Origin of the sequence: Necropsobacter rosorum, assembly GCF_964241405.1 — a bacterium.
Taxonomy (GTDB): domain Bacteria; phylum Pseudomonadota; class Gammaproteobacteria; order Enterobacterales; family Pasteurellaceae; genus Necropsobacter; species Necropsobacter rosorum.
In genome coordinates this window covers 114,958-141,949 of sequence record NZ_CAXSXF010000006.1, presented here as the reverse complement: position 1 = coordinate 141,949, position 26,992 = coordinate 114,958, and the positions used below count along the sequence as shown (strand labels likewise).

The following is a 26,992-nucleotide window of genomic DNA, read 5'->3' as shown; positions in this document are numbered from 1 at the left end:
GACCGCACTTTTTAGGCGATCGGTGTTCACTTAATGGGGATTACCGGCTAACTTGTTACGCGTTCTGATGACCGCCGTGCAGAAAAAAATAAATCATGCCGGCAATTACAAAGACGAATCCGCTGCCGACAATCCAATAGCCGGGGCCGAAGGCGGCGGGGCTGAGCAGCATATACACCAGCGAACCCAGCGTGCATAAAATCACGCCGGTACGCAGAATATATTGTATGGTGCCGTTTTGTGTTTCGCGCAGAAAATGCTGAACCAGCAACATAACCAGCATAACGGCGGGGAACAACATCAGGCTGACGTCAAGGTGCAGCATGCGAAAGGCAAAACCGTATTCCGCCAACGGCACGTCTTTTGCCGAATTGTACAGATCCGCCCGATATTCCTGCAAAAATCCCATGCCTGCGACGGTCACAATAATGCAGCTCCAGGTGAGCAGCACGCCGCCCAGCGTATATTTTGCCGTGCGGCTTAGGTGCTCGCTGTCCGGCCGTTTGGCAAAAAAGATCGCTCCGATCGCAAACAGTCCGCCGAAGAAAAACAGCGTACCGATAATAAAATCCACCAGATCAATGCCGGCGACACTTTGTCCGCGCGGGGCGAAAAAGCCTTTTTCGGTGAAAATGTGCGGAATCTGCCAATTGACGCCGCAAAATCCGGAAACCAGCAAAATCACCGTCATCAGAATCAGCCCGATAATCGCCATCCATTCGCCGGTGGCTTTGATTGTGGCGCTGCGGCCGTGTAAATCGCGACCGTATTTCCAGCTGATAATGGATAATATCAATCCCATTACCGCAATAACAATCATATCCGAGTGCGAACGCAATAAGTTGTCGTTCCATTCCGCCAGACTATAGCCGATTTTGCCCGCATACCAGCCGAATACACCGAACAGATCGCCGAAATCCAGTATGATGCCGATTAAATCGCCGATCAGCGCGGCGATAATAATGGTGCCGGAGGCGGTTAATACCAGATAATAGGAAAGCGATTGTCTGAGCGCCTTATGCTTCACGCAAAGCAGCCCGATAAACAGGGTGATTAAAATCGCATCAAGGGCGAAAAATGAAGGGGTCTGATACCACAGGGTCAGCTTGCTGGTTTCCATTGAGCGGTTGATCGCCCCGCCGCTAACGCCGAAAAAAATCGCCGCCAAGGTACAATAAAAAATGATCTTTTTAAATTTTGCTTCCAGCTCATAGAGCTGGCTGACGATAAGACAGGTTAATCCCGCCAGACTGACCGCCAGACCATGAAAATACATAATTCTTGAATAATCCACTGGCGTGGTGCGATCCACAAAGATGGAAAACGGATTGGCGATAAACACGCTGCCCAGCGCATAAACCACTAACAGCGCCAACAGCCCTTTGATGACCTGAACCCAGGAATAGCGACCCAGCCCGAATTGGGTATCGGGTGCGGATTTATCTGTGTATTGCATAATTACCTTCTGTAAAATCAAATCGTTAAAGATGTTAATTGAGGCACGATCAGGCTAAATTCCGTTTCATCATAATATCCGTTTGCCGATCATTGCCCAGTTGGAAAACATGTGTGCCAAAGGGGATAAAACCGTTTTTGCGGTAAAATGCCAGCGCGTGATGATTATGCTCCCACACGCCAAGCCAGATATAAGGCGCGCGGCGGGCTTGTGCAATATCCAGCGCCGTTTGCAATAAAGCCCTTCCCGCGCCTTTGCCGTGCCAGGCGTTCAGCACATAAATCCGTTCAATTTCCACCGCACTTTTATCCTGCGGTTCGGTCTGCGCGTCGGCAAAATTCAGTTTTAAATAGCCGATCGGCTCGCCCGCCGTTTCGGCGAAATAAAAGGTGCTATGCGGTTCGTGCAACTCCCGCCGTAATTGCGTGCGGCTAAAACGCTGCCGGAGATACCGGTTCATCTGTTGCACACTGTTATCCGCGCCGAAAGCCTGCTCAAACGTGCGTTTGCCGATGCGTTGTAATTTATCCAGATCCGGCATGCTAAGCGGTCGAACGGTTATCATCATTTTTTCCTCACAAAGAATGTGCGCTTATTTTTCAGCCTGATCCGAATCTTGAATATCCTTCAGGCGCTGACTGAAAATCTGTAGCAATTGCTCGAAATGGCGTAACAACGCAGCAAACTTCTCCTCGCCGAACTGTGCGCTTACCTGTAATTCCGCTTGCGTCAGCGCATCAATTAAAGGCCGGACGAAGGCTTCGCCCGATGCGGTCAACCGAATCTGCTTGCCGCGCTTATCCTGCTCGTTGCTTTCAAATTGTAAAAAACCTTTCCGATCCAATTGTTTGCAAACCGACGTCACCGTTTGTTTCGGCAGGCTCCATTTGTCGCCGATCGCACTTGGCGAAACCACTCCGCTTCGCCCTACGGCATATAAAAAATGCAGTTCGTTTAAGGTCAGATTATGTTGTTTCGCCACACCGGCATAGATATCCGACAGTTGAGCGGCAAGTTCCGCCAGTTTATCGAAAGGATTCATCATTCAGCTCCGTCAATTGACCGTAAGTTTTCATCATCCACCGACCATTCGTAATTCAGCCAGTCATTATTCTGTTTTGCGCCCAAGCGCGTATAAAACCGTTTGCCGTGGTCATTCCACGCCGCCACCGTCCATTTAATCTGCACACAGTGCTGCCGTTTGGCCTCCGCACGCAACATCCGCATCAGCCGTTCGCCAATATGCCGGTTGCGGTAATCCGCTGCTACATAAAGCTCTTTCAGGAAAATCACAGGGCGGTTCTGCGCGGTAAACGGCAAAAAATAATACACCGCCATCCCGACCAGACGCCCTTTATCCTCCGCCACCAGACAGTGAAAATCCGGCGGATCTTTATCAAAACCGCGCTGCGTTACAATGTCCGGCGTAATGGCAAAACTGTCGATGTATTTTTCAAACAAGGCGAGTTCTTTCATTAACCGCCACAATTGCAGCGCATCCTGTCGCTGCGCCTTACGAATCAAAACAGTCATAAATGGTATTTCCTGACACACAAGATTATTCCTATATCGTACTAGATTGCTATTTTAGTACGATATAGGAATAAACACAAGGAATTGATCGCATCATTTTGCCTGATTAAAACAGGCTGTCTGTTTTTTATAATCGGACAAGCGGGGATAACACGTTCATGTTACCGTTGATTCCAGCGGCAAAAAGGGACTTCAGCAAACAAAAACGTTTAAAAATTTAACCGCACTTTTTGCCGGCTATGGGCGGGTTTTCATTCGGGCATAAAAAAACCCGGCCGCTGATACCGTGCCGGGCTTTTTCAGGCGCTGTGCTAGAGCCTGCGGCCGAACAGCAATGACAATACGGCTAACACCAAAAAGGCGATAAACAGGATTTTGGCAATGCCTGCCGCGCTGCCGGCGATACCACCAAAGCCCAATGCGGCGGCGATAATGGCAATCACAAAAAAGATGACGGAATAACGTAGCATAATAATCTCCTTGCTTTCATCGTTAAATCGGTTAAACGGCTGCCAAGGCAGGATCGGTATTTACCATAACATAAACACGACCGCACATGCAAAACTCGCCGCAAACCGACCGCACTTGGTAGGCGCGCGGCATGCTTGGGAAATGCCGCTTAATACATCTCATGCGACTGTTGCTGTCCGCGCAGCGGCGGCAACCACGCACTGCCGCCTTTAACGCACATGCTCCACAGCAAATCGGGGATGTCATAATGATCCGCCTTGGCAGGATCCAGCGCGCTGACGATTTCGTCTTCTCTGCCCTGCGCCAGCAATGAACCGATGGTCGGATTCAGCATCACCGCTTTGCCCAAGGCGATAAATTCCGCCCAGCCGGTGCGATAGGCGGCGAGAATCTGTTCCGCGGTCAGCAGATTGCCCACTCCGATTAACGGCAGTTTACCGCCGATGCGCCGGTGCACCAGCTGCATTCGGGTCAGCGCAGTGTCCGCGCCGCGACGGGCTTTTTTGTAAAAATCCCATAACGAAATATGCAAATATTGCAGCGGTTTGGTCACCAGCGCATCAACCAACGCGAACGTATCCTGCATGGTTAAGCCCTGTTCGCCCGGCTCTTCCGGCGAGAAACGGTAGCCGATAATAAAATCCGGGCGTTGATGTGTGTCGCGCATCGCCGTGACGGCATCCACCACCGCCAGCGGAAAGGCCATGCGTTTTTCCACACTACCGCCCCAAGCGTCGGTACGCCGGTTGGTTTGTGCGGAATAAAACTGCTGAATCAAATAATTATTGGCGCCGTGAATTTCCACCCCGTCAAAACCGGCGCGAATCGCCAGCTCCGTTGCGTACGCAAAGGCCTGAATCAGCGTGATAATTTCCGCCTCGGTTAGGGCGCGCGCGCCGGCTTCAGGGTTCTCGCTCGGCGCCACTTTATCCTGCCCGTTCAGCAGCTCGGCAATCGCTTTATCACCGCCGTGGTGAATCTGCAAAATCGCTTTGGCACCCTGCGCTTTAATCAACGCCGCCGTACGGGTCAGGCTGTCCAGCTGGCTTTCGTGTATGGCTTCCGGCTGACCGGTAAACGCCTTGCCGTTTTCCGCCACCAACGTTGCCGCGGTAATAAATAAACCGATATTTTCGGCGCGCCGGGCCAGAAACCGCTGTTCCTGCGCGCTTAAAGTGCCGTCCGGATTGGAACTGAAATGGGTCATCGGCGCCACCGCCAGCCGGTTTTTAATTTCAATGCCGTTATTTAAAGTATAAGGCTGAAAAAGTGCGGTAAATTTTTCGTTCATTTCTCTCTCCTTCGTCATCACGCCGGTCTGCTTCACCGCTAAATGGGCAGACCGCGGTGCGGTTGTCTAACTGGTTGTCATCTTGCGCGTCCGTGACGCTTAAAACACTTGCACAGTGTAACGGATAATCGCGCCGATACTTGCCGGTTTATCTGTAAAACTTGCCTGATTTTCTTTATTCTGTTAAAAAGAGACCATCGACTGTCTGAGGTTTTTATGTCTTTCAAACAACGCATACTGAACAGATTATGTCGGCTTGCGCCGAAAAATCAATTGTGGACCACTCCGATCGCGGGGCTGTACATTCATCACAGCGACAATCAGCCGCACGTTTCCGGTTATATTCAAAAACCGAGTATCTGCGTGGTATTACAGGGGGAAAGAGTGATCCGCCGGGGCAAGGAGGATTATCGTTTCAGCGCCGGACATATGATGTTCTGTCCGGTCAATCTGCCGCTTATCAGTCAGGTGAACAAACCGCCCGCGCGGCAGCCTTATCTGGCGATGTCGCTACAGCTGGATCTGACGCTGCTGGCGCAGGTGGCGACGGAAATCCGCACCCAAACGCCCTGCGCCTGTCCGCCGTCCCAACTGAAATGGGCGCTGAACCGACGCCTGTTCGACAGTTTACTGCGCCTGCTGGACTTGCTTGATTGTCCGCACGATATTCCGTTTCTCGCGCCGCTGATTTTACGGGAAATTTATTATCGGTTATTGCAGTCGGAACAAGGGGATTATTTACGCAGTCTGTTATCTCAGGAAAGCCATATTGCCAAAATCGCCCGCGCCACCCATTGGCTGCAAACCCATTTCGCCGCGCCATTAGCTATTGCCGAGCTGGCACGCCGGGTCGGTATGAGCCAGTCAAATTTCTACCAGCATTTCAAACATGTGACCAGTATGTCGCCGCTACAATATCAGAAATCCCTGCGTTTAAGCGAGGCACGCCGGCTGCTGCAGCTCAATCAACACAGTATCACGCAAATCGCCTATGAGGTGGGTTATGCCAGCCCGAACCAGTTCAGCCGCGAATATAAACGCTATTTCGGCGTCAGTCCGCGCGGGGATAAATAACGCCGCACGGCAAGTTGCGCCGGTAGGCTGAAAAAAGTGCGGTGGGTTTTCCGCCGGTTTTTATTTCATTAAAAACCTCGCCGCAACCGACTGCACTTTATGTGTCGAATGTTCAGAAACTCAGATTTATCCCCAGCGTTACACTGCGCCCCATTTGCGGCACAAACGGCAGAAAAGAGGTGTGCGAATAAATTTTTTGATTCAGCAAATTATTGGCATTGATGAACAACGCGTAATCGACGCCCTGCCATGTTCGCGCATAATTCAGCTCCAGATCGAGCAAATTATAACCGTCGGTACTGTTTTCCAAGGCGGCGACGCGGCGCTGCGCAAATACATGAGTCCATTTCAGTTTCGCACTGAGCGCATCGCTGAATTGCTGTGTCCAGTGCAAGCCCAGCCGTGCCGGCGAGACTCGCGGCGCATCTTTGCCGGCCGGCGCCAAAACGTAATCGTCGTCACGGTGTTCCAGCACCAGCTGCGGCAGATCACGCAGCACGCCGCGCACATAATCGCCCCAGATGCCGAGTTGGGTGCGCTCGCTCAAACGATAGTCGAATTTACCTTCGACACCGTAATAATCGCCTTTCGCCTGCGCATAACGCGTGATCAGCAAATTGCCGCTACGGCGTAAAGTGCGCTTAAAAATGCGGTTGTCAAAACGGCTGTAATACGCGGTGATATAGGCCTGCCAGCGCGCGCTGTCATACGCCAGCGTCAGCTCAAGATTATTCGACACCTCTTTTTTCAGATTTTTGTTGCCGTAATCAAACGAATTGGTGGCGGCGTGATTGCCGTGATAATACAGCTCCATCGGCGTCGGGTGGCGCTCGTTATGCGAAGCGACAAGGCTTAAGGTATAATTGTCGTTCATATACCAATGGGCGCCGGCGCTGTATGAGGTCGCCCATTTGTTATACGGCGACAGATCCGGGTCCTGCAATTTCCGGTTTTTCTTGCTGCCCCACAGATTCAGCAGCCCGCTTGAACCGCCGCTGCTGCGCTGACGTAATTTAGCCAGCGCGGCTTTATCGTAATCAATGTCAATGCGCTGTTTTTCCGCACGGGCAGCGGCTTCGAACAGAAAATCCCGCCAACGCAGCTGCTCAAACAGAAACACACTGAACTGTTTATTTTCATTTTCAATCAGCGCCCATTTTTTGCTTTTGCCGATGCTGACCTCACCGCGCTGCCATACATGATTCACGCCGGGCTTATATTGATTGGACGCCCGCTCCAGCCGCGGCACAAAAGCGCTGCTGGTTTGGGTTTGATACTGCACGCCGATTAAACCGCTCAATCCGCCGAACGGCTGATGAAACACTTCAAGGCGCAGATTTTTGCCCCGATTACGGAATTGATTAATCGGAAAATCGGCGCTTTCTTTTTCATCATGAAAATAATCCGTCTGCGCGTAATTCACCCGGATTTTGTCGATACCCGCCACCGGCCGGCGAATTTCCGCGCGGCTTTCCCAGCGCTTGACCAGCATATCGATATAGGGATTGCCGTGCACAGGATGTCCGAAAGGATTGTTATGGCTGTGCGTGTGGGTGCTTTCCGTGTCGCAGCCGTGAAAATGCACGCTGCCGAGTAAATCCTGATCGTCCATTAAATGCGGATAAAGGCTTAAATAATAACGTGTTTTCCCGATTTTTCGATTATAGCCGTCCTCAAAAATATGGCCGTCGCACAAATCGTATTTGTGATTATGTCCCACTAAGCCGTATTTATCCCGACGCTCGCTATACGCCACGCCAAAATAGCCGTTATCCGCCACCCATGAAAGCCCGACGGTGCCGACCTTGGAATGATTGAAAGAATTCGGCAATCGGTTTACCGGCGCATCATTAAAGATCAGCGACGGCACCTTATAATCGTTCGCATGGCGCTTCAGCCCCTCCGCTCGCAGCACCAAATGCTTGCTCAGCCCCAGCGTCAGCGCCGCATTTTCCACATTTTCCCGATTATTGGTGTTATAGCGAAAACCGAGATCCAGCGCATAACCGTTGTCCGGCACTTGGGTCGGAATACGGTTATCAATCACATTGATCACGCCGGCGGGCGAGGCGCTGGCATACAGCAAGGTGCTGGCGCCGCGCACAATTTCCACTTGCTGAGCCAGCAGAGTATCCGCCGCTACGGCATGATCCGGCGATAAGGCGGACATATCCACCACATCCAGATTATTTTGCAGAATTTTCAACCGCACGCCATCCTGCCCGCGCACTACCGGCGCACTGGAACCGCCGCCGAACTGGCTGCTGTGCACACCGACCTCATCACTTAAGGCATTGCCCAGCGTGGCGGCGGATTTGCGTAATTTTTCTTTGCTAATAAAGATCTCATTCGGCTTGGTCGTTCCGCTCAGCGGATCGGTACTTCGGGACTTTTCCAGATCGGCTTGAACAGCAATTTCCTCCAGATTGATAACATTTTGATTTTTAACCGCACTTTCAGCCAAAACCAGCCCGGAAACTAAAGTCAGACTGACCGCTTTAGCGAATTGATACTTTTTCATATTTTTTAAATTTAAAAATAAAAGACTAACTTATTTTTTAATATAAAATAAGTTAGCCTGAAAAAGCAAGGTGATTAAGAATAATTTTTATTATTGCGGATAAAATCGGCGATACCTATCGCCGTTCACCGGTCGGCGCGATGATCACTCAAGGGAAACAGGCGTGGCCTTCGTTTCAGCAAAAATCGGATCGGGCAGCGGAAGTGCGGTGCGTTTTAAATGAGTTTTACCATATGCCACAATCAGCGCATGATATTCCTGAAACAGGCTCACCTCATGCGGCAGTCTGTCCATCATATACCGCTGAATCTCGGCGTACCGACGCATGTCGGGATGACCTGCTTTGTGCAGCAGGCGTTTCAGGTAAGTGTCCACCACAAACACCGGGCGATTGAAAGCATACAGCAAAATGCAGTCGCAGGTTTCCTCACCGATGCCATGAATTGCCAGCAATTCATGGCGCAATGCAGCGGTGTCTTTATCCGCCAGCGCCGCCTTTGCAAAGCCGTAGTCGTTAAACCAGCGCAATAACGCCAGCACAGTCTGCGCCTTGCGGGTGTAAGATCCCGCCGGTTTGATTTTCGCCGTCAGGGTCGGCAAATCCAGGCGCAGCAAGCGCTCGCCATTAAAATCGGTAAAATTCCGCAACGCCTTGTGCGCATTGCCCCACGCCGTATTCTGCACCAATACGGCGCCGATCATCATTTCAAGATCGCTGTCCGCCGGCCACCAGTGCTGCCTGCCGTAGTGCCGATACAGGCGGTTATAGAGTGTGTTCAAATCGATCATACGGATTGTCTCAATATCATCACTCAAAAAGTTTGCTTTGGGGGTTGTGACTTTAAACAGGCTAGCAAAAAAATATCTACTAATCAAAACAGTCCTGATTCATTATAATGATCTCATTCGAAAGGACAGGAGTCATAACATGAAATCAGTAAAATTAAACAACGGCATTGATATGCCGATGGTCGGCTTCGGCGTATATCAAGTGAGCGACGAAGACACCGAAAAAGCGGTATTAGAAGCCTTAAAAGCCGGTTATCGGTTATTAGACACCGCCGCAATTTACGCTAACGAAGCCGGCGTAGGGCGGGCGATTAAAGCCAGCGGCATTCCGCGTGAAGACATCTTCGTCACCACCAAATTATGGATTCAACGCAAAAACGGCTACGAAAACACGCGAAAAGCGCTCGAAGATTCATTAAACCGCTTAAATTTGGATTATGTGGATTTATACCTAATGCACCAACCGTTCGGCGATGTGCACGAACAATGGCGCGCCATGGAAGACTTGTACCAAGCCGGCAAAACCCGCGCCATCGGTGTGAGTAACTTTCATAGGGATCGCGTAATGGATTTAATCACTTGCCATGAGATCGTACCGGCGGTAAACCAAATCGAAACCCATCCGTTCTACCAACGCGAAGAAGAAGTGGCGTTCCACAAGGAATTAGGCATCCTGCAACAAGCATGGGCGCCGCTGGCGGAAGGTAAATTTGAGATTTTCAGCAACCCGATTTTAACCGCGATCGCGCAAAAACACCGCAAATCCGTGGCGCAAGTAGTGTTGCGTTGGTTAAATCAACGTGGCGTAGCGATTATTCCGAAATCGGTTAAAGTAGAACGTATGACTGAAAATCGTGAGATTTTTGATTTTACTTTAGACAACGAAGATTTAGCCCAAATTGCGACGTTGAATCGTGATGAGATTATCTTTGATCACCGTGATCCGAATAAAGTGAAATGGCTGGCGGAATATCGCGGGTAATGGACACGCGGTCGGATTCTGCAAAAACGTTGCAAAAATCGACCGCGCTTTACCCTCAAGCAACAAATAATAAACCCGATGAAACCTAAACGTTTCCCGCTTTTACTGCTTTCCGTCTCCATTTCCATGCAACCATGTCTTATGCGGCAGAAGTTGGCGTTCAGGAAGGCAACAATATCGCCGTGGTGCAAATTCAAGCGGGCTATGTGCAAAACGGCGTAGTGACTTATAAAGGCGTGCCTTATGCCACTGCCTAGCGTTTTATGCCACCGCAAAAAGTCGCCAACTGACAAGGGGAAAAATTGGCTTTAACTTACGGCGAAATCTGTCCGCAAGTACCGATGGGCGGACGTTCATTCTTCTTTACCGGCCCTGAAATGGTGGAAGGCGAGAGCTGTTTAAATCTCAATGTGTGGTCGCCTTCGGTTTCCGACGGCAAAAAACGCGCGGTAATGGTGTGGATTCACGGCGGCGGTTTTCAGTCAGGCGCATCCAACGATTTAGACAGCTATGATGGTGCGAACTTGGCACGTATCGGCGATGTGGTGGTCGTGTCGGTCAATCATCGTTTGAACGCCATGGGCTTTTTGGATTTATCCGCTTACTGCGACCAATTCAAACAGTCGGTGAACTTGGGAATGCAGGATTTGGTTGCCTCACTTGAATGGGTTAAAGAAAATATCGCTCAATTTGGCGGCGATCCGAATAATGTCACGATCTTCGGTGAAAGTGGCGGCGGTGCGAAAGTACTAACCTTAATGTCAATGCCGAGTGCTAAAGGCTTGTTCCATAAAGGCATTGTACAAAGCGACGCGGTGGAAACCATGGGCATGACTTTAACCTCCCAAAAAGCAAGTCGCCGTGTAGCGGAACTTACACTAGCAAATTTAGGCGTAAAATCAACCGCACTTGATAAGCTTAATAAGTTCACACCAGCGCAAATTAATGAAGCGGCAATCAAAGCTAACTTACAAACCGCAAAAGAGTTAGGTTTAACCGATTTATACAACCGAAATACGGCTTTATCTTGGGCGCCAACGCTTGACGGTAGCATTATTCCACAACAACCTGTAGGCGAAAAATATCCTGAAATGGCTAAAATGTTCCGTTGCTGATCAGCTCAAATTTAACGGAATGGGAAAGTTTCCCACTGCAAATGGATTTGCAAAATTCGCAAAAAAATAACCGCTTTATGTGGACTGAAAGCGAAACCATGGATCGCTTAAAAGCTAAATACGGCGACAAAACCGATGAAATCGTGGCGGCGTTCCGTGAAGCTTATCCAAACCGAATGATTGCCGATGCCTTGTATGTGGACAGTTTCCTGCGTACGCCAGCTTTAAAAACTGCTCGCTTAAAAGCGGATCAACAAGGTGCACCTGTGTATAACTATATTTTCAGTTGGGATACGCCGGTATTTAACAGCGTGCCGATGAGTTATCACACCGCAGAAATCGCCTTTGTGTTCAATAATATAGAGCGTATGGCACAGGCGACTGGCGGCGGTAAAGACGCTCAAGCCCTTGCGGATAAAATGAGCCGTGCGTGGACGAATTTCGCCAAAACAAGCAACCCGAACGCCGAAGGTTTACCGCAATGGGACGCTTACACCCGTGAAAACGGCAACACGATGATTTTTGATAATCAGCCTGAAGTGAAAGCCAATCACGATGAAAAATTGCAACGCTTATTAGCCCCGAATTACAACTTTTAAGGAGCAAAAGATGTTAAAAAAATCTGCAAAATTATCCTTAATTTTGACCGCTTGTGCAATGGCGGTGCAAAGTTTCGCTGCCCCACTTTCTATTGAACAACAAGGCAGTTTTGCCGTGGGCGGTACGGTGAAAACCAGTAGCGGCACTTATCAGCCGTTGCCTGAAATTGCCAAAGGCAAAGAAAGCAATAACTTTATGGACGTATTTAGTGCGTCCGTTCAAGCTGGCGGACAAACCTTGCACGGCGACCACGCCACGGTGTTTTACCAAATTCCAACCAACCCACGCCCTTACCCATTGCTATTTTTACACGGCGCAGGGCAATCTATGCGGACTTGGCAGACCACGCCTGACGGTCGTGAAGGTTTCCAAAATATCTTTTTACGCAAAAACTACCCTGTTTATTTAGTGGATCAACCACGCCGCGGCTGGTCGGGACGTAGCACGGTAGATGCAGAAATCAAAGCCACACCGGACGATCAATTTTGGTTCGCCCAATTCCGTATCGGCACTTACCCGAATTTCAACCAAGGCGTAGTGTTCCCACAAGACAAGGCATCGCTCAACCAATTTTTCCGCCAAATGACCCCGAACACAGGCGCATTTGACGCAAAAGTCATCAGCGACAGCCTAGATCAACTTTTTGATCGCATTGGCAACGGCGTTTTGGTTACTCATTCGCAAGGCGGCATTGTCGGCTGGTTGGTCGGTATGCAAAGCGATAAAGTCAAAGGCATTGTGGCATATGAACCGGGCAATTTCCCATTCCCTGAAGGCGAGGTGCCACCGACCATTACCAGCAAATTCGGCGACATCAAACCTGCGGTAGCAAGCCAAGCAGACTTTGAAAAACTGACCAAAATGCCGATTGTGATTTACTTCGGCGACTTCATCAGCGACAAACCGTCCGACAACCAAGGCGAAGACCAATGGCGCATCCGCTTGAGCCTCGCCAAACAATGGGCGGACGTGGTGAACAAACACGGCGGCAAAGTGGAAGTCATCGAACTGCCAAAAGTTGGGATTAAAGGTAATACACATTTCCCAATGTCGGATACGAACAACGTACAAGTGGCGGAGCATTTGGCGGGGTGGTTGAAGGAGAAGGGGTTGGATAAATAAGCGAAAATGCCGTCTGAAATTTGGGTTTCAGACGGTGTTTCTATATTTTTGCCCATATAATAGAAAGCTTTTCCTTTACTGCTAAAAATAATGCTTTTTTCCAAGAATTAGCTCTTTTTTCTCTATTTATCACTGAATCAATGCTACTAATTTCAAAATCCTCTATTGTTATTTTTCCTTCATTCTTATAAGTCTGCATTTGGGTTAGTAAATCTGATAAGCTGCCTGTTGCAACCTCAGAAAATCGTGCAGACAAATAGAAAGTTTCAAAATGAAATTTAACTTTTTCTTTTCTCTCATTAGTCCACTTTTCTGGCGGAGAAACGTAATATTTCACACTACCAATATTCGAATCATCATCTATATATTCGGCGTATAACCATTGCTCTTCAAAAATAGAACGATCGTCTAAATAGGGATGAATTAACTGCTTATCTTTTTGAGTCGGGAAAAACGCTTTTTTATATTCAGTATTACAATCTTTACAAATTGGAATTAAATTTTCAGGAAAAACAGAAAAATGTCCATATCTACCTTTGGGTAAAAAATGATCTATTTGAGTTGGTCTACCTATTCCGCCACAAAATGGGCACCTTACTAATTGGGAACTATTTATAATTTTGTCATATACATCTCCGCTCCGACAATCTCTTAAGCAATATTCATATAACTTAACCATATCCTCATTTCTTAAATCTCCAAATATAATTTCTTCCTCGGGTAATTTGGTATCAAATAAGAATAAATCATTGCTCATGGCTAAATTTTTATAATTTTCAGCTTCTTGCAGTAAAAAACTTTTTCCGTTTAAGACGCTTTGCTTGTATGTAATATTTCTTTCGCAACATAAATCAATGACTTCTGAGAAACTAGGAATTTCTTTTAGTAGATCTAAATGAATCATTTATTGACCTCACTGATTTTATTGTCTCTAATCCGAATTAATGTTTTTAATAAAATCCTTGCTTCTGTGCCAAGCTGCTCATTAAATTCAAAAAGGATGTCATCATAAGTCTTGCCGCTCTCTACCTTTTTAGTTAATAAATTATGGAATCCAGATTTAATAACTTCTAAGCCAAAAACGTCTCTTGTTAAGACACCAACATTTTCTCCAAACGTTTCAATTTCAGGTCTGATGGAATCCGTTATTTTTCTTGTCCGTTCAATTTTCCACACGCATGATTTGGGAATTTCTTGTAAAACTACAGGCGAGTGAGTAGCTATGATTGCAACACCATTTCTATTATCCAATAAATTGGATAAAGCTCTGATAAAAGCAGATAACAATGGTGGATGTAAATGGCTTTCAGGTTCATCAAGAAGAACAAGTGTTTTTTCTTCCACTGTTGCAACTAATTGAGTCATAATCAATAAGACAGATGCATGCCCAGAACTCATTCGTTTAACAACTTTTAATATATCATCTTTGGTAGAAAAATCATTCATGAATTCACTTAATTGCATTTCAGCAAAATTATCATCTGATTCAAGATTTTTAATCGCACTCAGCCATCGTTCTCGTTTAGCAAAAAGAGACTTACATAGGGAAAATGATTCCCAAAAATCATGTTCAAAATATGATTCTGGCTCTTTTAACTTTTCATTAGATTCTTTTAATCCAATATAGTGATAATGCTTAAACTCATCATTATTGGGAATAAAGGGGTCAAACACGCTAAAAGATACAGCAACTAAATGGCTAAAATAATCATTACCAATTTTTTTAAATTTTTTGTTAGAGAAAAATCCAAGTGGATCTCTTTTATGAAATGCACCTTCAGAATCATCATTCGTATCAATAAATGACTTAATCATTCCGTTTAATAACGTTGTTTTTCCAACACCATTTCTACCTATAACTGCATGTATATTTGTACTGGGTTGTGACTTAGCTTCAACTTTAAACTCTAGGCTGATATTTCCCATTTTTTCTTTTTCATCTCTAATGAAATAGAATTCAAAATCACTTAATGGTGCATTACCATTTAAAACTCGGCTAAATTGTTCAGTTATAGTCTGTTCTCTGATACCTCTCATCAACGAAGTATTAAGAACAGATTCATTCTGGATACTAGAAAAAATCTCAGATTTATAAGCAATATCGTTTAGTTTATCCAGAATTTGTTTTCCCATTCCATCAGGTATGTTCATTAGTTCTACATAAAAATCAACATCTTGACCAAGAGAGAAAAAATCATCAGATAGTGATTCAAATGTGTTATTAGAAAAGTTTTCTTGAATTTTCTTGTAAGTTGCTATTGATTCTTCTTGCCCTTTAAAGCCAATTTTAATATTTCCTATGCGATGCTCTTTTCCATTATGATCAAATACATTCATAAAAAACATAGTAACAAAGGAATAATCATTCCATTTATCTATTGTTAAACAAACTAGATTTCTAGCATTAATAGGAAATTTATCCCTTCTTTCAAATAATTTAAATTGCATATAAATTCTCCTTAACTATCTAAAATAATTCTCAAAAACCCCCTCAAACTCAAACACTGCACCCCCTCAAAAGTATTGCCGTCAAATTCGTCCATCGTCACCACATATTTCGGGTAGTTGTCTTGAATTTTGAGCAGGTTGCCGAATTCTCGTTCGAGCGTTTTTTCTTCGTTAATCGTGAGCGTGGCTTGCACATAAATACGTTCGCCATTTTTCTCTGCCACGAAGTCAATTTCTTGGCTATTTAAACCGCCGATTTTGACATCATAACCTGCGATTTGCAGATGATTGAAAACGCAGTTTTCAAGCAATTTGCCACGGTCTTGCACTCGATAGCCAATCAAGGCATTTCGCAAACCTAAATCTTCAAAATAGTATTTTTCGCCAATCTCAAAAATGCGTTTTCCTTCAATATCATAGCGTGGCACTTTATGGATCAAAAAGGCGTTGGCAAGGTATTCCGCATAATTTTGTACCTGCGTGCTTGACGTAGTAATTTTCTGTGATTTTAAAAAATCAGAGATTTTTTTAGCCGAAAACAAATTGCCGATATTGCTCGCCAGAAATTGCGTAAGTTGTTCTAAAAATTGTACATTTCGCAATGCATAGCGGTTTACAATATCACGAATGGCAATGGTGGAATAGATATTCCGCAAATATTCAAACACAATGTTGTCTTGCAACGGCAAGTCTTTCAGATAAGGCAAACCGCCGTATTTCAAAAATAGTGACATCGCCTTATCACTATCGCCCAGTTTCATAAACTCAAGAAATTCAAAATAGGAAAGAGAATGGACGTTGATTTCAATAGAGCGCCCGCTCAGGCTGCCTGCAATATCCCGTGAAAGCAAATGAGCATTGCTGCCCGTGCAATACAAATCCAATTCGTCATCTAATAAAAGCGAACGCAACGCTTGCTCAAAACCTGTAATTTCTTGAATTTCATCAATAAAAATGTAATTTTTTTGACCGCACTTTTTCTGTTGTTGTACAAAATCATTTAGGTCTTCAGCGGTTACAATGTGGCTAAATGCCAAGTCTTCTTTGTTGATATAAATAATGTGGGCATTTTTATCCGCCGTTTGAATCTCTTGCATAATCTGAAACAGCAAATAACTTTTGCCCACGCGACGCTGCCCTGTGAACACTTTAATCAAACTTTTACCGATAAACGGACGCACCGTTTCAAGGTATTTCCGGCGATAAACTAAATCTTTCTTCATATTAACCCCTTCATTTATGATTGACACTTTACCCTTAAATCAGAAAAGTTTCAATTATATTCAAAACTATTATAAAAAATGCCAAAAATTCAAGTTATAAAATAATCTAATCTACAAACGATAAATTGAATGAAATGATTGAAAAATAAGCCGGATTGGTTAATTTGAAGGTTATGTTTGGTGTTCTTTTCGCTGTTTATAACTGCGAGGGCAATAAACCGTTGCGGAGCAACAATACTATGCGTAACTCCGTACGTCAGTGCGGGGATTTTCAAGTCATTACGACATTTTTATCAATGAAAAACCAAACACAAATCACACTTTTTTAAACGAAAAAGATTTTTAGGTCATCTAAAAAGCAAAAGTGCGGTGCGATTTTAGATTGTTTTCTTATCATTATTGAATCCCATTCACAGCCCCATTAAATTTTCCCTACCTAATCAAAACAATCTGACTTGCCTATAATACGTTCAAATTAATTTATCGCAGAAAAAACAATGATTTTTTCATTAGCCGCGCCGATTGGGGTGTTTGTAGGAATGGCGATTGCTTTTCAAACTGAGGTAAACTCGGTTTTACGGCAAAAAGTGGTATCGCCGTTATTATCCTCTTTTATTTCTTTTGGCAGCGGATCAATAATTTTGATGTTATTGATTTTGTTACAAAATGAGAATTTTCCAATTTCAGCGGAAATTATGCGTCAATCGCCCTGGTGGATTTGGATTGGCGGGTTGCTGGCAATGTTCGGGTTGACCGTCAATATCCCGATTTTTCCGCGCTTAGGTAGCGTACAAACGGCAATTATGCCGATCCCGAACACGTGGATTATCAAGGCGTTAGAAGCATTATAAATTTACTCAACGGTCGTCGCACTAAATTGGTGCTGATAAGTATTTGGTAGTAAATGATCAGCATTTTGATAACGGCTGTGCCTGGAAACGCCGTACCGAACGGTTAGTGCGTGCATCTAAGCAACCTTATACCATCGTTCGCCCAAGCTAGTTTGATTGTAACAAAGCCGATGAACAACGGCTACTTATCACGCAAGGTAGAATCGATTATCCCCTGAGCGCTAATGACGGCAGCGTTTCTCGCTGCTAACTGGCGGAAACCTTAGTGCAGGCATTAACCATTCCAGAAGCGGAACATAAAACCATCAAACTATTCACATGAAAACCACGGATTTTAATGCATTATTTGCCGCCGCCCTTGCCGATATGACGCCAGCGGATTTCGACGACATTAAGGATTCAAATAATCGCCCTTTGGCTCACGAACCGCCAACAGTCGTGCGGGATTTACAAGGAGCGCGATGATTCATCGCAGTTCGCAAACGGTGTGGGTTAGCCGGAATCGTACAAAGCAACCGAAAAACGCACCGCACTTTTATCGTGCTTCAATTAAAGCTGCACGCTATCCAAGCCCATTAATTTATCCATTGAACCGATTTCCGTATGAAACGCTACACCTAAACGGTTCCACGCATTAATTTGCGCAATCGAAAAAACCACATCCGTCAGCTCTTGTTCGCTAAACACTTGGCTGGCGCGTTGGTAAAGGGCATCCGTTAATCCCTCCGGTTGAATACGGGTCAGCGCTTCCGTCAGCTCCAGCGCCATCCGCTCTTTTTCATTAAACAGATTGCTTTCACGCCAAATGGCGACATGGTGCAAACGCATTTCACGTTCGCCGTGTTTGCGGGCGGTTTTGACGTGCATATCCAAGCAAAACGCACAGCCGTTAAGCTGAGATGCGCGGATTTTAATCAACTCTTTCATAAACAGATCGATCGATAAATGCGCCAGCGCACCTTCCACTTTTAACATTTCGTTATAAATTTTTGAACCGAATGACGCATAATTTAAACGTTGCATAATTTTCCTCTCTTATTGATGAACGTGAAAACGATGTCTACTTTACTTGAACGAGTTTTAAATATAAAGTGAAGAAAATCATTTAATCTATACGAGAAATCGAACAATGGCATTAGACAGACTGGAAGCGATTCGTGCATTTTGCCGTATTGTTGAATTAGGCAGTTTTAGTAAAGCGTCGGACGCGTTGGGCGTGGCAAAAACCACCATTTCAGGGCAGGTTCAAGCCTTGGAAGAACGATTGGGCATGACCTTGCTTCACCGTTCAACCCGTCGCGTTTATCCGACAACCGACGGTGTCGTCTATTATGAGCAAGTCAAAGTGCTGCTGGAAAACTTTGATGATTTGGAAAACAGCATTCAAGACAGCGGCACCCTGCGCGGGAAAATCAAAATTGAAACCACGGCGCCGTTAGGATCCCATTTGTTGATCCCTGCGCTGCCCGATTTTTTGAAGAAATACCCTGAAATTCGGCTGGAAATCCGTTGTAGCGAACGGGCGGTGGATTTAATCCAAGAAGGCGTGGACTGCGCCTTGCGCGGCGGCCCGGTCACCGAACCGGATTTAGTCTGCAAGCCGATCGGACAAATGCGCTTTTGCCTGTGCGCTTCGCCACGCTATTTAGCCCATGCGCCCGAACTGTCTCACCCACGGGATTTAGCTAATCATCAATATATCGGCTTTCGTTTTCCCGTCACCGATAAACTTCACACCTATACCTTAAAAAACGGCGACGAAAGCTATGCGGTGGAATTAGCGCCTTATTTGACCTTTAACAATGCCGATGTGTATTGCCATGCCAGCCTTGCCGGGCTGGGCATTATCGCCATGCCGCGCGCCTCGGTACAACGTTACTTTGAAAGCGGTGAATTGGTGGAAGTGCTGCCGCAGTGGCAAACCAGCAGTATGCCGATCAGTATTGTTTATCCTTATTCCCGGCGACTTTCCGCCCGTGTTCGAGCCTTTGTCGATTGGGCGGCAAGTCTGTTTGACAATAATCCGATGTGGGGGAAGGATTAACAAGCGGTCACTTTTTAGGAATTTTATTATTTATACTTTTCGGATAATCTATCCTAGTTTTTGCTATGTCGTACAAATTTTAATTAAGATAAAATAATTCCAGTCATTTAATTTTAGAGGAAAGCAATATGAAAAAAACGCTTCTCGCCACCCTCATCCTGATGTCTGCCACCACTTATGCCAAGGTGGAAAATCCGACGGTCAATACCGGCGAAGCGAATTATAAAGCCAGCGTACTGATCGATAACCTTAACAATCCGTGGGAAATGGTGTGGGGAGCGGACGGCAACATTTGGGTCACCGAACGCCAAGGCAAACATATCTCTATCGTTAATCCTGAAACCGGCGCTCATAAGGTGCTTTACACCTTAGAGAACGCCTTTGCCGACCGTTAAGCTTTGCCCGATACGATAAAACTGCCCGCCAGCCACATAGTGCAGGGTTTTCAGCTCATCGGGAGCTTCGTCAAATTTCCAATGGCCGTCTTCAAAAATACGGTCGTCCGCCCATGCCGCCAGCACTTCGCCGATAAATAAATCATGCTCGGTTTGATTGTGCGGCTCGTTAATCAGCTTGCAAATAATCCAACCTGCACAGCCCGACACCAGCGGCACATCAAAACCATTTTGATAAAAACAGTCTACATTAGCGATTTTATCGGGATTTTGATAACGGCTTTCCCCCATTGCGATAACTAATTCCGCTTGCGCTGCCGTTGGAATTTGCACCGCAAACAGACCGCTTTTTTCAATCAATTTTCGGGTAAAAGTTTGTTTATCCACCACGATCATCATTTTCGCCTTGGGCGCAAAATCCAATGCGCACACCCACGCCGCCGACATAATATTTTCTATACCCTCAGCTTTGGCTGAAATCATTGCCGTTGGACCGTGATTCACCAAACGATAAAATTTTTGAATATCTACTGATTGAATTGCCATTTGTTACTCCGTTCATTAAAAAATACAAGCGAGATAAACTTTTGAGATGATTTTACAAAGAATTTCTCTCAAGCTATACTCCAGACAAGAAAATTTACTACTATCAAATTATCAATAAAAATTTGGTTTTAGTGGCACTTAAGATTCATTATAATATTTCAATAAATCTCTTTCATTACCTGAACCATAATCAAGTAATTTATACCTTGAATAAATATTTAATAATATTTTTTGGAATTCTGTTAATTGACCATAAATTGGTTTCGATATTTCTTGTTGTTTTAATATTCTCTTTAAAATTGCCAATATCCATATACTCACTTTAAATGCATTGATATATAAAGAATAATTAAGGGATCTTGATAACGGTTTTCTGATAACTCTCACTACTAAATTTATAATTTTTTCAAATCTAGATAGGACTAATTTTTGTTCTTTCTCAGGTAATCGTAAGAATAAATAAACGATTTCGTCAGAAAATTTCCCTTCGGTCATATCTCCAAAAAAGACATGATTATTCTCATCTCTGATAGCCTTACTCCAATTAACTTCCAAATCTTGAAGCCAAATATCCATTATTTGATAATATGAAATCAGTTTATTTTGAATCATAGGTTCTAATACACTATCCAGTACCCAACAATACTGATGATATAACTTACCTAATCTCCCTCGTAAGAGGTTCAGAAATTCTTCAAACCGCTCTTTATTGATAGGGTGTTTAGCCAAAATTTCTATAAATCTTGATAAAAATAAAGTATGAAACTTATCTTGTCTAAATACTGACTCTCTAATAAACCATAATAATATTTTAGACTTATCAATTGTAGGATGTTCATAAATAATTTGGCAAACTTTATTCTCATCAATTTTTTTCTCAAAAAAGAGAGAACGAATCTTAATAAGGCCAATCCATTGAAGAAAGTAGTGCTTACTTTTAAAAAGAGCAGTCCATTTATCCAAACAATCAAAATCCATACAGATATATCTTAATGTATCTGTAATTAGTGCTCTTTGCCTATGATTTTTATAGTTAAATTTGATTAATTGTTCTTCTAACCATTCAATTAATGTATCAGAAGAAAGATTCCAAAGTATTTTTATAGCAAAATAATCAGCATAAGAAATCTCATTTGGCTCATATCGGAAAACTCGTTCAGGATACTCATAACAAATGAGCCTTTCAAAACTTATCTCTAAATATCTATTCAAGTCCAGTACAATATTTTTATTTCTCAGCTCTAAAGCATTTCCTCTTGTAGGATTTAAATAAACTATTAATTTATCAACCAATGTTGATGAAATATTCCTATACCCCACATCATACCAATATCTATCAGCAGGAATGTGGGCTAGTAAAGTTCCAAAAGCATCCCATTCTTCAATAAAATTTCCAGATGAAAAAGGGTCGTTAAAAAATATTGAAGGTATATCAGTATATTTTTCCCTATAATCTGTGAATTCTAACTTTACTTCTAATAAATATTTCTTTAGCACATCGCCAGATAGGTTTTCTAATTCTGGTTGCTCCCACCATTTTGCTAGAACCCAACCTAATTTAGAAAATTGGTATGGAGATTTAGTATCAAATAATTTCCTTTCATTTCGGCTTTTGGGTTGATAAGTTGTAGAATCAAAAATAGCTATTTTATCACTTACTTCCTGAGCTTGTATTAATTCATCAACATAAGAAAAAATAGGATATAATATGTCTAATGGAATTTCCGTAACTAATAATGGATTATTTTCATTAGCACGTTGTATAGAATTCGATAAATGATATCCTGCTAAGGGCTTACCATCATTTTCACGAATTAGAATCATTCGATCATGTAATTTTTCAAGTCCGAAAACCTTTAATTTTACGCTGCCTATTGTCTCAGCCCAATTCTCACATTGTTTTACTAAATGATTAATTCTCTCTTGTCCTTCCTCTGTTTTAGATGTAAAAACTATGTAATTTCCATCAGAAAAACCTAGCCTGTTCAGTAAATTAATTCCTACATTTTCCATAAATGGATCAAACCAAGCAACTTGGGCATTAGGATATTTTTCAAGTGCTTTTCTTAACCAGGTGACTAATTCAAGACGACTTTCTCCATTAAATGATAATTTTGGAAAAAAATGTGAATTAGATGAAGTAGGCAATATTGTTTCTAAGTAATTTTTTATCTCAATATTAGCATCAAACCACGGATCTTTATGAGCATTATTAACTGAAAATTCAGAACGATGATAATTTAGTCTCTCTATAGAAGTAAATTTTTTTGCTTTATGAAGAGATGATTTAGGTAACCCTTTTTCTAACCAAGGATCCTTTTCAGGATTTGAAATATTTGAGATGGCATTACTTTGAAAATTTATGGTTCGCACTAATGGATATCCCTCTTGAACCAATAGGGTAAAACTAGAAGCATCTTTCTCGAATATTTCAAGTGTATAAGCATTAAATATTTCATTACTATAATTATCTATTTCGAACTCCAAGCTATAAGGATACTCAGAAATTGTGAATTCTTTTATTGAGGTAGATAATAAACTATCTCCACTAAATGTTTTTAATATAGCTAATAAAGGCTTATCAGATAATTTTTCATAAATATTTAATATATTTTGTTTCTTTAATTCTAAATCAAATTTCTTTTTTTCTTGATTATTAATACTTGGGGATGATAAGAATTCAAGATCTCCTAACCGCCACGAATCTATGCCCGCAATGTCAATGTTTTCATTTGCTAGCTTTCCACCGATCATAGTTAATACTTGTCTAGATATTGAAATATCCAATTTATTCCAAAGATTGGTTTTATTAAGCAAACTAATAGCTGCACTATTATAACTAGCTTCTGAATTTGGACTTACTTTAGTTGTATCCCAAACATAGTTCTCTCTTGGTGGAAGATGCATTACAGGCCTAATGCTACAAGGAAAAGATAATTTCAATAAACTGAAAACAGATTCTAATTTTTTGTCTGTACTAGCTTCAATTTTAGCTGAAATGTCTAAAAATGACTGTTCCTGAAGTAACCCTTTTACAAAAATAGCTAATTTCTCCGATGATGTAAGAAGCTGGATAGAAATAACCTTTGCTTTAATATCCTTAATAGATATAGATTTATTATGCTTCGATAGGTCTGATGTCCATTGATTGTTTTGATAATCAGAAGAAAGAACTCTCCCATATAACCATTGATAACTTTTACTATGAGTTTCTTCTAGTTCCAGTACCCACCCCTGAAAACAAACAGCTTCATTCCCATGAAAAAGCTCATTCATCCTTTTATCATTAAGAATTCTTTGTATAAATTCATTTTGTATTGATACCATCATAATTATTCCTTAACAAAAACTCCCCAATATGCTGATGTTCAATCCCATCAATATTGTCTTGCTAAAAAATCGTCCATCATTATTACGTATTTCGGGTAGTTATCTGTAATTCCCTTGTGTCTTCAAAATCTCTTCATTTCTAATGCTTTTAAGTAGTTATAAACAGTGTTACAAATCCACTTCTAGTTGTTAACTTTTAAAATAATCCGCCACATTTTTGCCTGAAAGAATGTTGCCGATATTATCAAACGCATATTTCACAATGCGTTCCAACAGCTCCACATCACGAATTTTATGGCATTGCACGGTATCTCGTAAAATCACAGATAAATATTTTGCACAATTTTATAATGGTCTCAAGCTTATAATCAGCAGTATGAACTATCGAGTATGAACTATCGGAAATCCACCTTTGCGTAGATATTCGTTAAAAAGTGCGGTGGGATTTTTCGTAGGTTATTGGCTACAGCCCTGCCTTAAATTACAATTTTTTATGGTTATAACCATAAATATCTTTTGATAAATTAAATGTTTTTATGGGAATAACCAAATAAAAAGTAGGATTAGCAAAAACGCTTAAAAAGCTCACCGCACTTTTATGATAAAATCTCTAGCCAAACACTTTGGTCAAATGCGCTTTGTAATCCGCTACAAATTTCGGCACATCAGGGGATTTGATCACATCGTTGCAGATAAATGTCGGCAACGCTTCTTTGATACCAATAAATTCGTTGGCTTTGTGAAAGTGTAAATAGACACCGTCCACGCCTTGTCCTGCAAAGAATTCATTAGGATCGGTAAAGGCTTCAATCGGGGCGTTCCAGGTTAAAGAGAGCATATGTTTTTTGCCGTGGAGCAAACCGCCGGTGCCGTAATCTTTGGTCGGATTAACACGGTGGCGACCGTCACTGTGATAAAGTTTGCCGTGTCCTGCGGTAAACACTTCATCAATGTATTTTTTTACCGTCCAAGGCTCGCCCATCCACCAGCCCGGCATTTGCCAGATCACCGTGTCCATCCAAAGGAATTTTTCCACTTCTTCGGCAATGTCGTAGCCGTTGTCAATCACAGTTTCTCGCACGTTATGTCCGAGTTGTTCCAACACTTCGCGTGCAGTGTTGTGTAAGGTGTGATTAAGCCGACCGTTTGAATGTCCGAAACTTTTTCCACCGTCTAATAATAAAATGTTCATTTTCTTTCCTTTTTATTGATTGATTAAAATTTGTCGCATTCAACATGGCGTAAAATTACACTTCACTTCATCTGTCAGTTTATTGGCATGAAATAAATAAAATGGTTGAGTTTACAATTAATATATTTATATAAAAACGGTCGGATTGCAAAAACTTCGCAAAACTATCCCGCACTTTTTCTATTTATCCAATCCTTTCTCTTTCAACCAATCCGCCATTAAATCCGCAAGTTGTCGGTTGTTTTTCTCGCCCATAAGGAAGTGCGAATTACCTTTAATACCGATGGTCGGCAAGTGAACTAAAGTCGCGTCGCCGCCGTGTTTGTTGATGGTCTACACAAATTGTTGCGCCATGGCAAATTCGGTGCCCCATTTGTCTTCACCGACATTTTCAGAGCCGAGTTTAATGTAGTCGCCGTAATACAACACAATCGGGATTCTCGTGAGTTTCAAAAAGTCGTTCATCGGTACGCTAATTGCGGTTGTAGACAAATGTTCAAATTTGGCTTTGGTGATTTTCGGCATTTCCGTTTCAGGGAACACAAACGGCGTGCCGCCCGGCTCATAGGCCACAATGGCTTTCACTTTGTCGCTGCGGATTGCCGCACGCCAGCCGATGGTGCCGCCCATAGAATGGGTTACCAACACGGCGCCGTCCGTTTGATTGACCAGTTGCGCCAACACGTCGGCATTTAAATCGTTATCCAGAGGACCGGAACCCACCGACCAACTTTGTTGGAACGCTTGATAATTGCGCTCGCCTGTCGGGAACTGCGTGTTCGGCAAGGGATTGCCTTGGGCGTCATAGTGTCCGACACGGGATAAAATGTAGAAAGTTTTATCGCCATACATCGGATTGCCCGCCCAAGGGGTAGCTGGATCTAAAGCTTTGGTGGAAAGATTGGACTCGCCGCTGCGTGGCTGATCCAGCAAATAAACGCTGTAACCTTTACGTAAAAAGAGATTATTAAAGCCTTCGCGTCCGTCCACCGTGCTTTCCCACGTGCGTTTGGATTGTGCGCCGCCGTGCTGGAAAATCAGCGGATATTTTTTCGCCTTCACCGGCGTTTGATAATTCACATAAGCAAAATCGCCGTAAGCACGCTGTCCTTCCGGTGAAATAAAGTTTTTCTGTGAAAACGTGCCTTTGTGAGTCACATAACTGCCACCCACGGTAAAACTGCCCTGTTTTTCAATCTGTAACGCCGACGAGTTGATGTTTTGACAACCTGAAAGCACGGCAAGAGAAAGTGCGGTCAAAAATAACGAAGTTTTTTTCATTGTTGTTCCTTGTTACAAGTGAAAAGGTTGAAAGTAAAAATTCAGCGGCATTATAGCGACACCCATTACAAGGAAAAATGGGGTTTTATTCATTACACTGTTGAAAGCTATTCAACAATTTGACGCATAAACGAATACAAGCGGTCGTTTTCACAAAAACTTTTGCAAAAACGACCGCACTTTTACTGACTAATACGCTGTTTTATTTTTCGCACTTTTTGTTAAACCGTCTAACCACGCTTGGTGTCCGTTTACCATTGGGTTTGGCACGGTTTCCGCCAAGCCTTTTGCTAGCTTACCGATTTGGCTTTCTTCGGTTAGCACACGCACACGGTTATTTGGCAAATCTTCCAGTAACCAAGCGTGATACACATCGCTGAAATCATCGCCTTCGCCAAATGTTCCCGACCACGCCAAACGAGCCGGATTGCCGTCTTTTGCCGGCTCAAATTCTTCCACTTTAGACGTAACGTGAAAACCGAAGGTATCAAACACAAAAATCGCCCCCGCAGAAAGTTGTGTGATTGAACCATCGCCTACCACAATATTTTCCGCATTGTTGTAATAAGTCGGCCAGGCTTTGGTGTCAATCAGATATTGCCACACTTCCGCTACGCTCAGGCCTTTAATAATCACTTCGTTAGAAACGTAGTTATCTGTTTCGCCCGGGGTGTATTTTTCAGGCCAAATAATTGCTGGTTGTGAATATGTCATTTTGAATTCCTCTT

General features: G+C 43.5%; 28 protein-coding genes. 10 read left to right on the top strand and 18 right to left on the bottom strand.

Annotation, left to right across the window (positions count from 1 at the left end; all coding sequences use genetic code 11):
- Window positions 1–55 precede the first annotated feature (55 nt).
- The 6 genes from ACESOH_RS10955 to ACESOH_RS10930 form a co-directional block, all read right to left on the bottom strand.
- Window positions 56–1,456, bottom strand: a complete 1,401-nt coding sequence (locus ACESOH_RS10955) for a hypothetical protein (RefSeq protein ID WP_373101172.1) — start codon at window positions 1,454–1,456, stop codon at window positions 56–58.
- 49 nt (window positions 1,457–1,505) lie between these two features.
- Window positions 1,506–2,024: a GNAT family N-acetyltransferase gene (locus ACESOH_RS10950; RefSeq protein WP_373101170.1), complete on the bottom strand. Its 519-nt coding sequence runs from the start codon at window positions 2,022–2,024 to the stop codon at window positions 1,506–1,508.
- 24 nt (window positions 2,025–2,048) lie between these two features.
- Window positions 2,049–2,501, bottom strand: a complete 453-nt coding sequence (locus ACESOH_RS10945) for a MarR family winged helix-turn-helix transcriptional regulator (protein WP_373101168.1) — start codon at window positions 2,499–2,501, stop codon at window positions 2,049–2,051.
- Window positions 2,498–2,989, bottom strand: coding sequence for a GNAT family N-acetyltransferase (locus ACESOH_RS10940; protein WP_373101166.1), 492 nt, complete (start codon window positions 2,987–2,989; stop codon window positions 2,498–2,500). Before ACESOH_RS10940 ends, ACESOH_RS10945 begins: the two co-directional genes overlap by 4 nt.
- 311 nt (window positions 2,990–3,300) lie before the next feature.
- Window positions 3,301–3,459: a DUF1328 domain-containing protein gene (locus ACESOH_RS10935; protein WP_032092287.1), complete on the bottom strand. Its 159-nt coding sequence runs from the start codon at window positions 3,457–3,459 to the stop codon at window positions 3,301–3,303.
- Between the two features lie 149 nt (window positions 3,460–3,608).
- Entirely contained in the window at window positions 3,609–4,751 is a 1,143-nt protein-coding gene (locus tag ACESOH_RS10930) for an NADH-dependent flavin oxidoreductase (RefSeq protein WP_373101163.1), read from the bottom strand.
- A 216-nt stretch (window positions 4,752–4,967) separates the two neighbouring features.
- Here ACESOH_RS10930 and ACESOH_RS10925 point away from each other — a divergent pair, with 216 nt between their 5' ends.
- Complete coding sequence (locus tag ACESOH_RS10925; RefSeq protein ID WP_373101162.1) at window positions 4,968–5,825, top strand: AraC family transcriptional regulator; 858 nt, start codon at window positions 4,968–4,970, stop codon at window positions 5,823–5,825.
- A 112-nt stretch (window positions 5,826–5,937) separates the two neighbouring features.
- Here the strand turns inward: ACESOH_RS10925 and ACESOH_RS10920 are convergent, their stop codons facing one another.
- Both ACESOH_RS10920 and ACESOH_RS10915 read right to left on the bottom strand, forming a co-directional pair.
- The gene (locus tag ACESOH_RS10920; protein ID WP_373101160.1) at window positions 5,938–8,346 is read right to left on the bottom strand and encodes a TonB-dependent receptor; all 2,409 of its coding nucleotides are present in this window, start codon (window positions 8,344–8,346) and stop codon (window positions 5,938–5,940) included.
- A gap of 144 nt (window positions 8,347–8,490) precedes the next feature.
- Window positions 8,491–9,135, bottom strand: coding sequence for an endonuclease III domain-containing protein (locus tag ACESOH_RS10915; protein WP_373101158.1), 645 nt, complete (start codon window positions 9,133–9,135; stop codon window positions 8,491–8,493).
- A gap of 139 nt (window positions 9,136–9,274) precedes the next feature.
- Between ACESOH_RS10915 and ACESOH_RS10910 the strand changes: the two genes are divergently transcribed.
- The 5 genes from ACESOH_RS10910 to ACESOH_RS10890 all read left to right on the top strand — a co-directional run bounded on the left by ACESOH_RS10910 (window position 9,275) and on the right by ACESOH_RS10890 (window position 12,954).
- The gene (locus ACESOH_RS10910) at window positions 9,275–10,117 is read left to right on the top strand and encodes an aldo/keto reductase (protein WP_373101156.1); all 843 of its coding nucleotides are present in this window, start codon (window positions 9,275–9,277) and stop codon (window positions 10,115–10,117) included.
- A gap of 134 nt (window positions 10,118–10,251) precedes the next feature.
- On the top strand, window positions 10,252–10,374 hold the full coding sequence (locus ACESOH_RS10905) for a hypothetical protein (RefSeq protein ID WP_373101155.1): 123 nt from the start codon (window positions 10,252–10,254) through the stop codon (window positions 10,372–10,374).
- Between the two features lie 45 nt (window positions 10,375–10,419).
- Complete coding sequence (locus ACESOH_RS10900) at window positions 10,420–11,232, top strand: carboxylesterase family protein (protein WP_373101154.1); 813 nt, start codon at window positions 10,420–10,422, stop codon at window positions 11,230–11,232.
- 41 nt (window positions 11,233–11,273) lie between these two features.
- A complete protein-coding gene (locus ACESOH_RS10895) occupies window positions 11,274–11,831 on the top strand; it encodes a carboxylesterase family protein (RefSeq protein ID WP_373101152.1) in 558 nt (185 codons plus the stop codon).
- A 10-nt stretch (window positions 11,832–11,841) separates the two neighbouring features.
- A complete protein-coding gene (locus ACESOH_RS10890; protein ID WP_373101151.1) occupies window positions 11,842–12,954 on the top strand; it encodes an alpha/beta hydrolase in 1,113 nt (370 codons plus the stop codon).
- A gap of 40 nt (window positions 12,955–12,994) precedes the next feature.
- On the opposite strand, the gene ACESOH_RS10885 is transcribed toward ACESOH_RS10890, so the two are convergent.
- Genes ACESOH_RS10885 through ACESOH_RS10875 form a run of 3 tightly spaced genes read right to left on the bottom strand, consistent with a single transcriptional unit; the run spans window position 12,995 to window position 16,625 of the window.
- The gene (locus tag ACESOH_RS10885; protein ID WP_373101149.1) at window positions 12,995–13,858 is read right to left on the bottom strand and encodes an HNH endonuclease; all 864 of its coding nucleotides are present in this window, start codon (window positions 13,856–13,858) and stop codon (window positions 12,995–12,997) included.
- Window positions 13,855–15,402, bottom strand: a complete 1,548-nt coding sequence (locus ACESOH_RS10880) for an AAA family ATPase (RefSeq protein ID WP_373101148.1) — start codon at window positions 15,400–15,402, stop codon at window positions 13,855–13,857. The genes ACESOH_RS10885 and ACESOH_RS10880 overlap by 4 nt, the downstream gene beginning before the upstream one ends.
- Before the next feature lie 11 nt (window positions 15,403–15,413).
- Window positions 15,414–16,625 (bottom strand): ATP-binding protein, encoded by a 1,212-nt coding sequence (locus ACESOH_RS10875; RefSeq protein WP_373101146.1) that lies wholly within the window; start codon window positions 16,623–16,625, stop codon window positions 15,414–15,416.
- Between the two features lie 497 nt (window positions 16,626–17,122).
- On the opposite strand from ACESOH_RS10875, the gene ACESOH_RS10870 reads away from it, so the two are divergent.
- Together ACESOH_RS10870 and ACESOH_RS10865 are read left to right on the top strand one after the other, a co-directional pair.
- Window positions 17,123–17,476 carry a DMT family transporter gene (locus ACESOH_RS10870; protein ID WP_373101145.1) on the top strand — a complete coding sequence of 118 codons (354 nt, stop codon included), beginning with the start codon at window positions 17,123–17,125 and terminating at the stop codon, window positions 17,474–17,476.
- A gap of 318 nt (window positions 17,477–17,794) precedes the next feature.
- On the top strand, window positions 17,795–17,941 hold the full coding sequence (locus tag ACESOH_RS10865; protein WP_373101144.1) for a hypothetical protein: 147 nt from the start codon (window positions 17,795–17,797) through the stop codon (window positions 17,939–17,941).
- A gap of 84 nt (window positions 17,942–18,025) precedes the next feature.
- On the opposite strand, the gene ACESOH_RS10860 is transcribed toward ACESOH_RS10865, so the two are convergent.
- A complete protein-coding gene (locus tag ACESOH_RS10860; protein ID WP_373101142.1) occupies window positions 18,026–18,499 on the bottom strand; it encodes a carboxymuconolactone decarboxylase family protein in 474 nt (157 codons plus the stop codon).
- A gap of 106 nt (window positions 18,500–18,605) precedes the next feature.
- On the opposite strand from ACESOH_RS10860, the gene ACESOH_RS10855 reads away from it, so the two are divergent.
- Together ACESOH_RS10855 and ACESOH_RS10850 are read left to right on the top strand one after the other, a co-directional pair.
- Window positions 18,606–19,520 carry a LysR family transcriptional regulator gene (locus ACESOH_RS10855; RefSeq protein WP_373101140.1) on the top strand — a complete coding sequence of 305 codons (915 nt, stop codon included), beginning with the start codon at window positions 18,606–18,608 and terminating at the stop codon, window positions 19,518–19,520.
- 128 nt (window positions 19,521–19,648) lie between these two features.
- Window positions 19,649–19,915: a hypothetical protein gene (locus ACESOH_RS10850; protein WP_373101138.1), complete on the top strand. Its 267-nt coding sequence runs from the start codon at window positions 19,649–19,651 to the stop codon at window positions 19,913–19,915.
- Here the strand turns inward: ACESOH_RS10850 and ACESOH_RS10845 are convergent.
- The 6 genes from ACESOH_RS10845 to ACESOH_RS10820 form a co-directional block, all read right to left on the bottom strand.
- Window positions 19,889–20,461: a flavin reductase family protein gene (locus tag ACESOH_RS10845; protein WP_373101137.1), complete on the bottom strand. Its 573-nt coding sequence runs from the start codon at window positions 20,459–20,461 to the stop codon at window positions 19,889–19,891. The genes ACESOH_RS10850 and ACESOH_RS10845 overlap by 27 nt on opposite strands.
- Before the next feature lie 138 nt (window positions 20,462–20,599).
- A complete protein-coding gene (locus ACESOH_RS10840) occupies window positions 20,600–23,791 on the bottom strand; it encodes a VPA1262 family protein (RefSeq protein ID WP_373101135.1) in 3,192 nt (1,063 codons plus the stop codon).
- 189 nt (window positions 23,792–23,980) lie between these two features.
- Complete coding sequence (locus ACESOH_RS10835; protein WP_373101133.1) at window positions 23,981–24,115, bottom strand: hypothetical protein; 135 nt, start codon at window positions 24,113–24,115, stop codon at window positions 23,981–23,983.
- 286 nt (window positions 24,116–24,401) lie between these two features.
- Complete coding sequence (locus ACESOH_RS10830) at window positions 24,402–24,983, bottom strand: NAD(P)H-dependent oxidoreductase (protein WP_373101131.1); 582 nt, start codon at window positions 24,981–24,983, stop codon at window positions 24,402–24,404.
- Between the two features lie 333 nt (window positions 24,984–25,316).
- Window positions 25,317–26,264 carry an alpha/beta hydrolase gene (locus ACESOH_RS10825; protein ID WP_373101129.1) on the bottom strand — a complete coding sequence of 316 codons (948 nt, stop codon included), beginning with the start codon at window positions 26,262–26,264 and terminating at the stop codon, window positions 25,317–25,319.
- Between the two features lie 189 nt (window positions 26,265–26,453).
- Window positions 26,454–26,978, bottom strand: coding sequence for an SRPBCC domain-containing protein (locus tag ACESOH_RS10820; protein WP_373101128.1), 525 nt, complete (start codon window positions 26,976–26,978; stop codon window positions 26,454–26,456).
- Window positions 26,979–26,992: the final 14 nt, after the last annotated feature.

What these genes read in the sequence shown, in the direction of transcription:
- ACESOH_RS10955 (WP_373101172.1), bottom strand. Translation starts at nt 1,456, where the DNA reads ATGCAATACACAGATAAATCCGCACCCGATACCCAATTCGGGCTGGGT.
- ACESOH_RS10950 (WP_373101170.1), bottom strand. Translation starts at nt 2,024, where the DNA reads ATGATGATAACCGTTCGACCGCTTAGCATGCCGGATCTGGATAAATTA.
- ACESOH_RS10945 (WP_373101168.1), bottom strand. Translation starts at nt 2,501, where the DNA reads ATGATGAATCCTTTCGATAAACTGGCGGAACTTGCCGCTCAACTGTCG.
- ACESOH_RS10940 (WP_373101166.1), bottom strand. Translation starts at nt 2,989, where the DNA reads ATGACTGTTTTGATTCGTAAGGCGCAGCGACAGGATGCGCTGCAATTG.
- ACESOH_RS10935 (WP_032092287.1), bottom strand. Translation starts at nt 3,459, where the DNA reads ATGCTACGTTATTCCGTCATCTTTTTTGTGATTGCCATTATCGCCGCC.
- ACESOH_RS10930 (WP_373101163.1), bottom strand. Translation starts at nt 4,751, where the DNA reads ATGAACGAAAAATTTACCGCACTTTTTCAGCCTTATACTTTAAATAAC.
- ACESOH_RS10925 (WP_373101162.1), top strand. Translation starts at nt 4,968, where the DNA reads ATGTCTTTCAAACAACGCATACTGAACAGATTATGTCGGCTTGCGCCG.
- ACESOH_RS10920 (WP_373101160.1), bottom strand. Translation starts at nt 8,346, where the DNA reads ATGAAAAAGTATCAATTCGCTAAAGCGGTCAGTCTGACTTTAGTTTCC.
- ACESOH_RS10915 (WP_373101158.1), bottom strand. Translation starts at nt 9,135, where the DNA reads ATGATCGATTTGAACACACTCTATAACCGCCTGTATCGGCACTACGGC.
- ACESOH_RS10910 (WP_373101156.1), top strand. Translation starts at nt 9,275, where the DNA reads ATGAAATCAGTAAAATTAAACAACGGCATTGATATGCCGATGGTCGGC.
- ACESOH_RS10905 (WP_373101155.1), top strand. Translation starts at nt 10,252, where the DNA reads ATGTCTTATGCGGCAGAAGTTGGCGTTCAGGAAGGCAACAATATCGCC.
- ACESOH_RS10895 (WP_373101152.1), top strand. Translation starts at nt 11,274, where the DNA reads ATGGATTTGCAAAATTCGCAAAAAAATAACCGCTTTATGTGGACTGAA.
- ACESOH_RS10890 (WP_373101151.1), top strand. Translation starts at nt 11,842, where the DNA reads ATGTTAAAAAAATCTGCAAAATTATCCTTAATTTTGACCGCTTGTGCA.
- ACESOH_RS10885 (WP_373101149.1), bottom strand. Translation starts at nt 13,858, where the DNA reads ATGATTCATTTAGATCTACTAAAAGAAATTCCTAGTTTCTCAGAAGTC.
- ACESOH_RS10880 (WP_373101148.1), bottom strand. Translation starts at nt 15,402, where the DNA reads ATGCAATTTAAATTATTTGAAAGAAGGGATAAATTTCCTATTAATGCT.
- ACESOH_RS10875 (WP_373101146.1), bottom strand. Translation starts at nt 16,625, where the DNA reads ATGAAGAAAGATTTAGTTTATCGCCGGAAATACCTTGAAACGGTGCGT.
- ACESOH_RS10870 (WP_373101145.1), top strand. Translation starts at nt 17,123, where the DNA reads ATGATTTTTTCATTAGCCGCGCCGATTGGGGTGTTTGTAGGAATGGCG.
- ACESOH_RS10865 (WP_373101144.1), top strand. Translation starts at nt 17,795, where the DNA reads ATGAAAACCACGGATTTTAATGCATTATTTGCCGCCGCCCTTGCCGAT.
- ACESOH_RS10860 (WP_373101142.1), bottom strand. Translation starts at nt 18,499, where the DNA reads ATGCAACGTTTAAATTATGCGTCATTCGGTTCAAAAATTTATAACGAA.
- ACESOH_RS10855 (WP_373101140.1), top strand. Translation starts at nt 18,606, where the DNA reads ATGGCATTAGACAGACTGGAAGCGATTCGTGCATTTTGCCGTATTGTT.
- ACESOH_RS10850 (WP_373101138.1), top strand. Translation starts at nt 19,649, where the DNA reads ATGAAAAAAACGCTTCTCGCCACCCTCATCCTGATGTCTGCCACCACT.
- ACESOH_RS10845 (WP_373101137.1), bottom strand. Translation starts at nt 20,461, where the DNA reads ATGGCAATTCAATCAGTAGATATTCAAAAATTTTATCGTTTGGTGAAT.
- ACESOH_RS10840 (WP_373101135.1), bottom strand. Translation starts at nt 23,791, where the DNA reads ATGATGGTATCAATACAAAATGAATTTATACAAAGAATTCTTAATGAT.
- ACESOH_RS10830 (WP_373101131.1), bottom strand. Translation starts at nt 24,983, where the DNA reads ATGAACATTTTATTATTAGACGGTGGAAAAAGTTTCGGACATTCAAAC.
- ACESOH_RS10825 (WP_373101129.1), bottom strand. Translation starts at nt 26,264, where the DNA reads ATGAAAAAAACTTCGTTATTTTTGACCGCACTTTCTCTTGCCGTGCTT.
- ACESOH_RS10820 (WP_373101128.1), bottom strand. Translation starts at nt 26,978, where the DNA reads ATGACATATTCACAACCAGCAATTATTTGGCCTGAAAAATACACCCCG.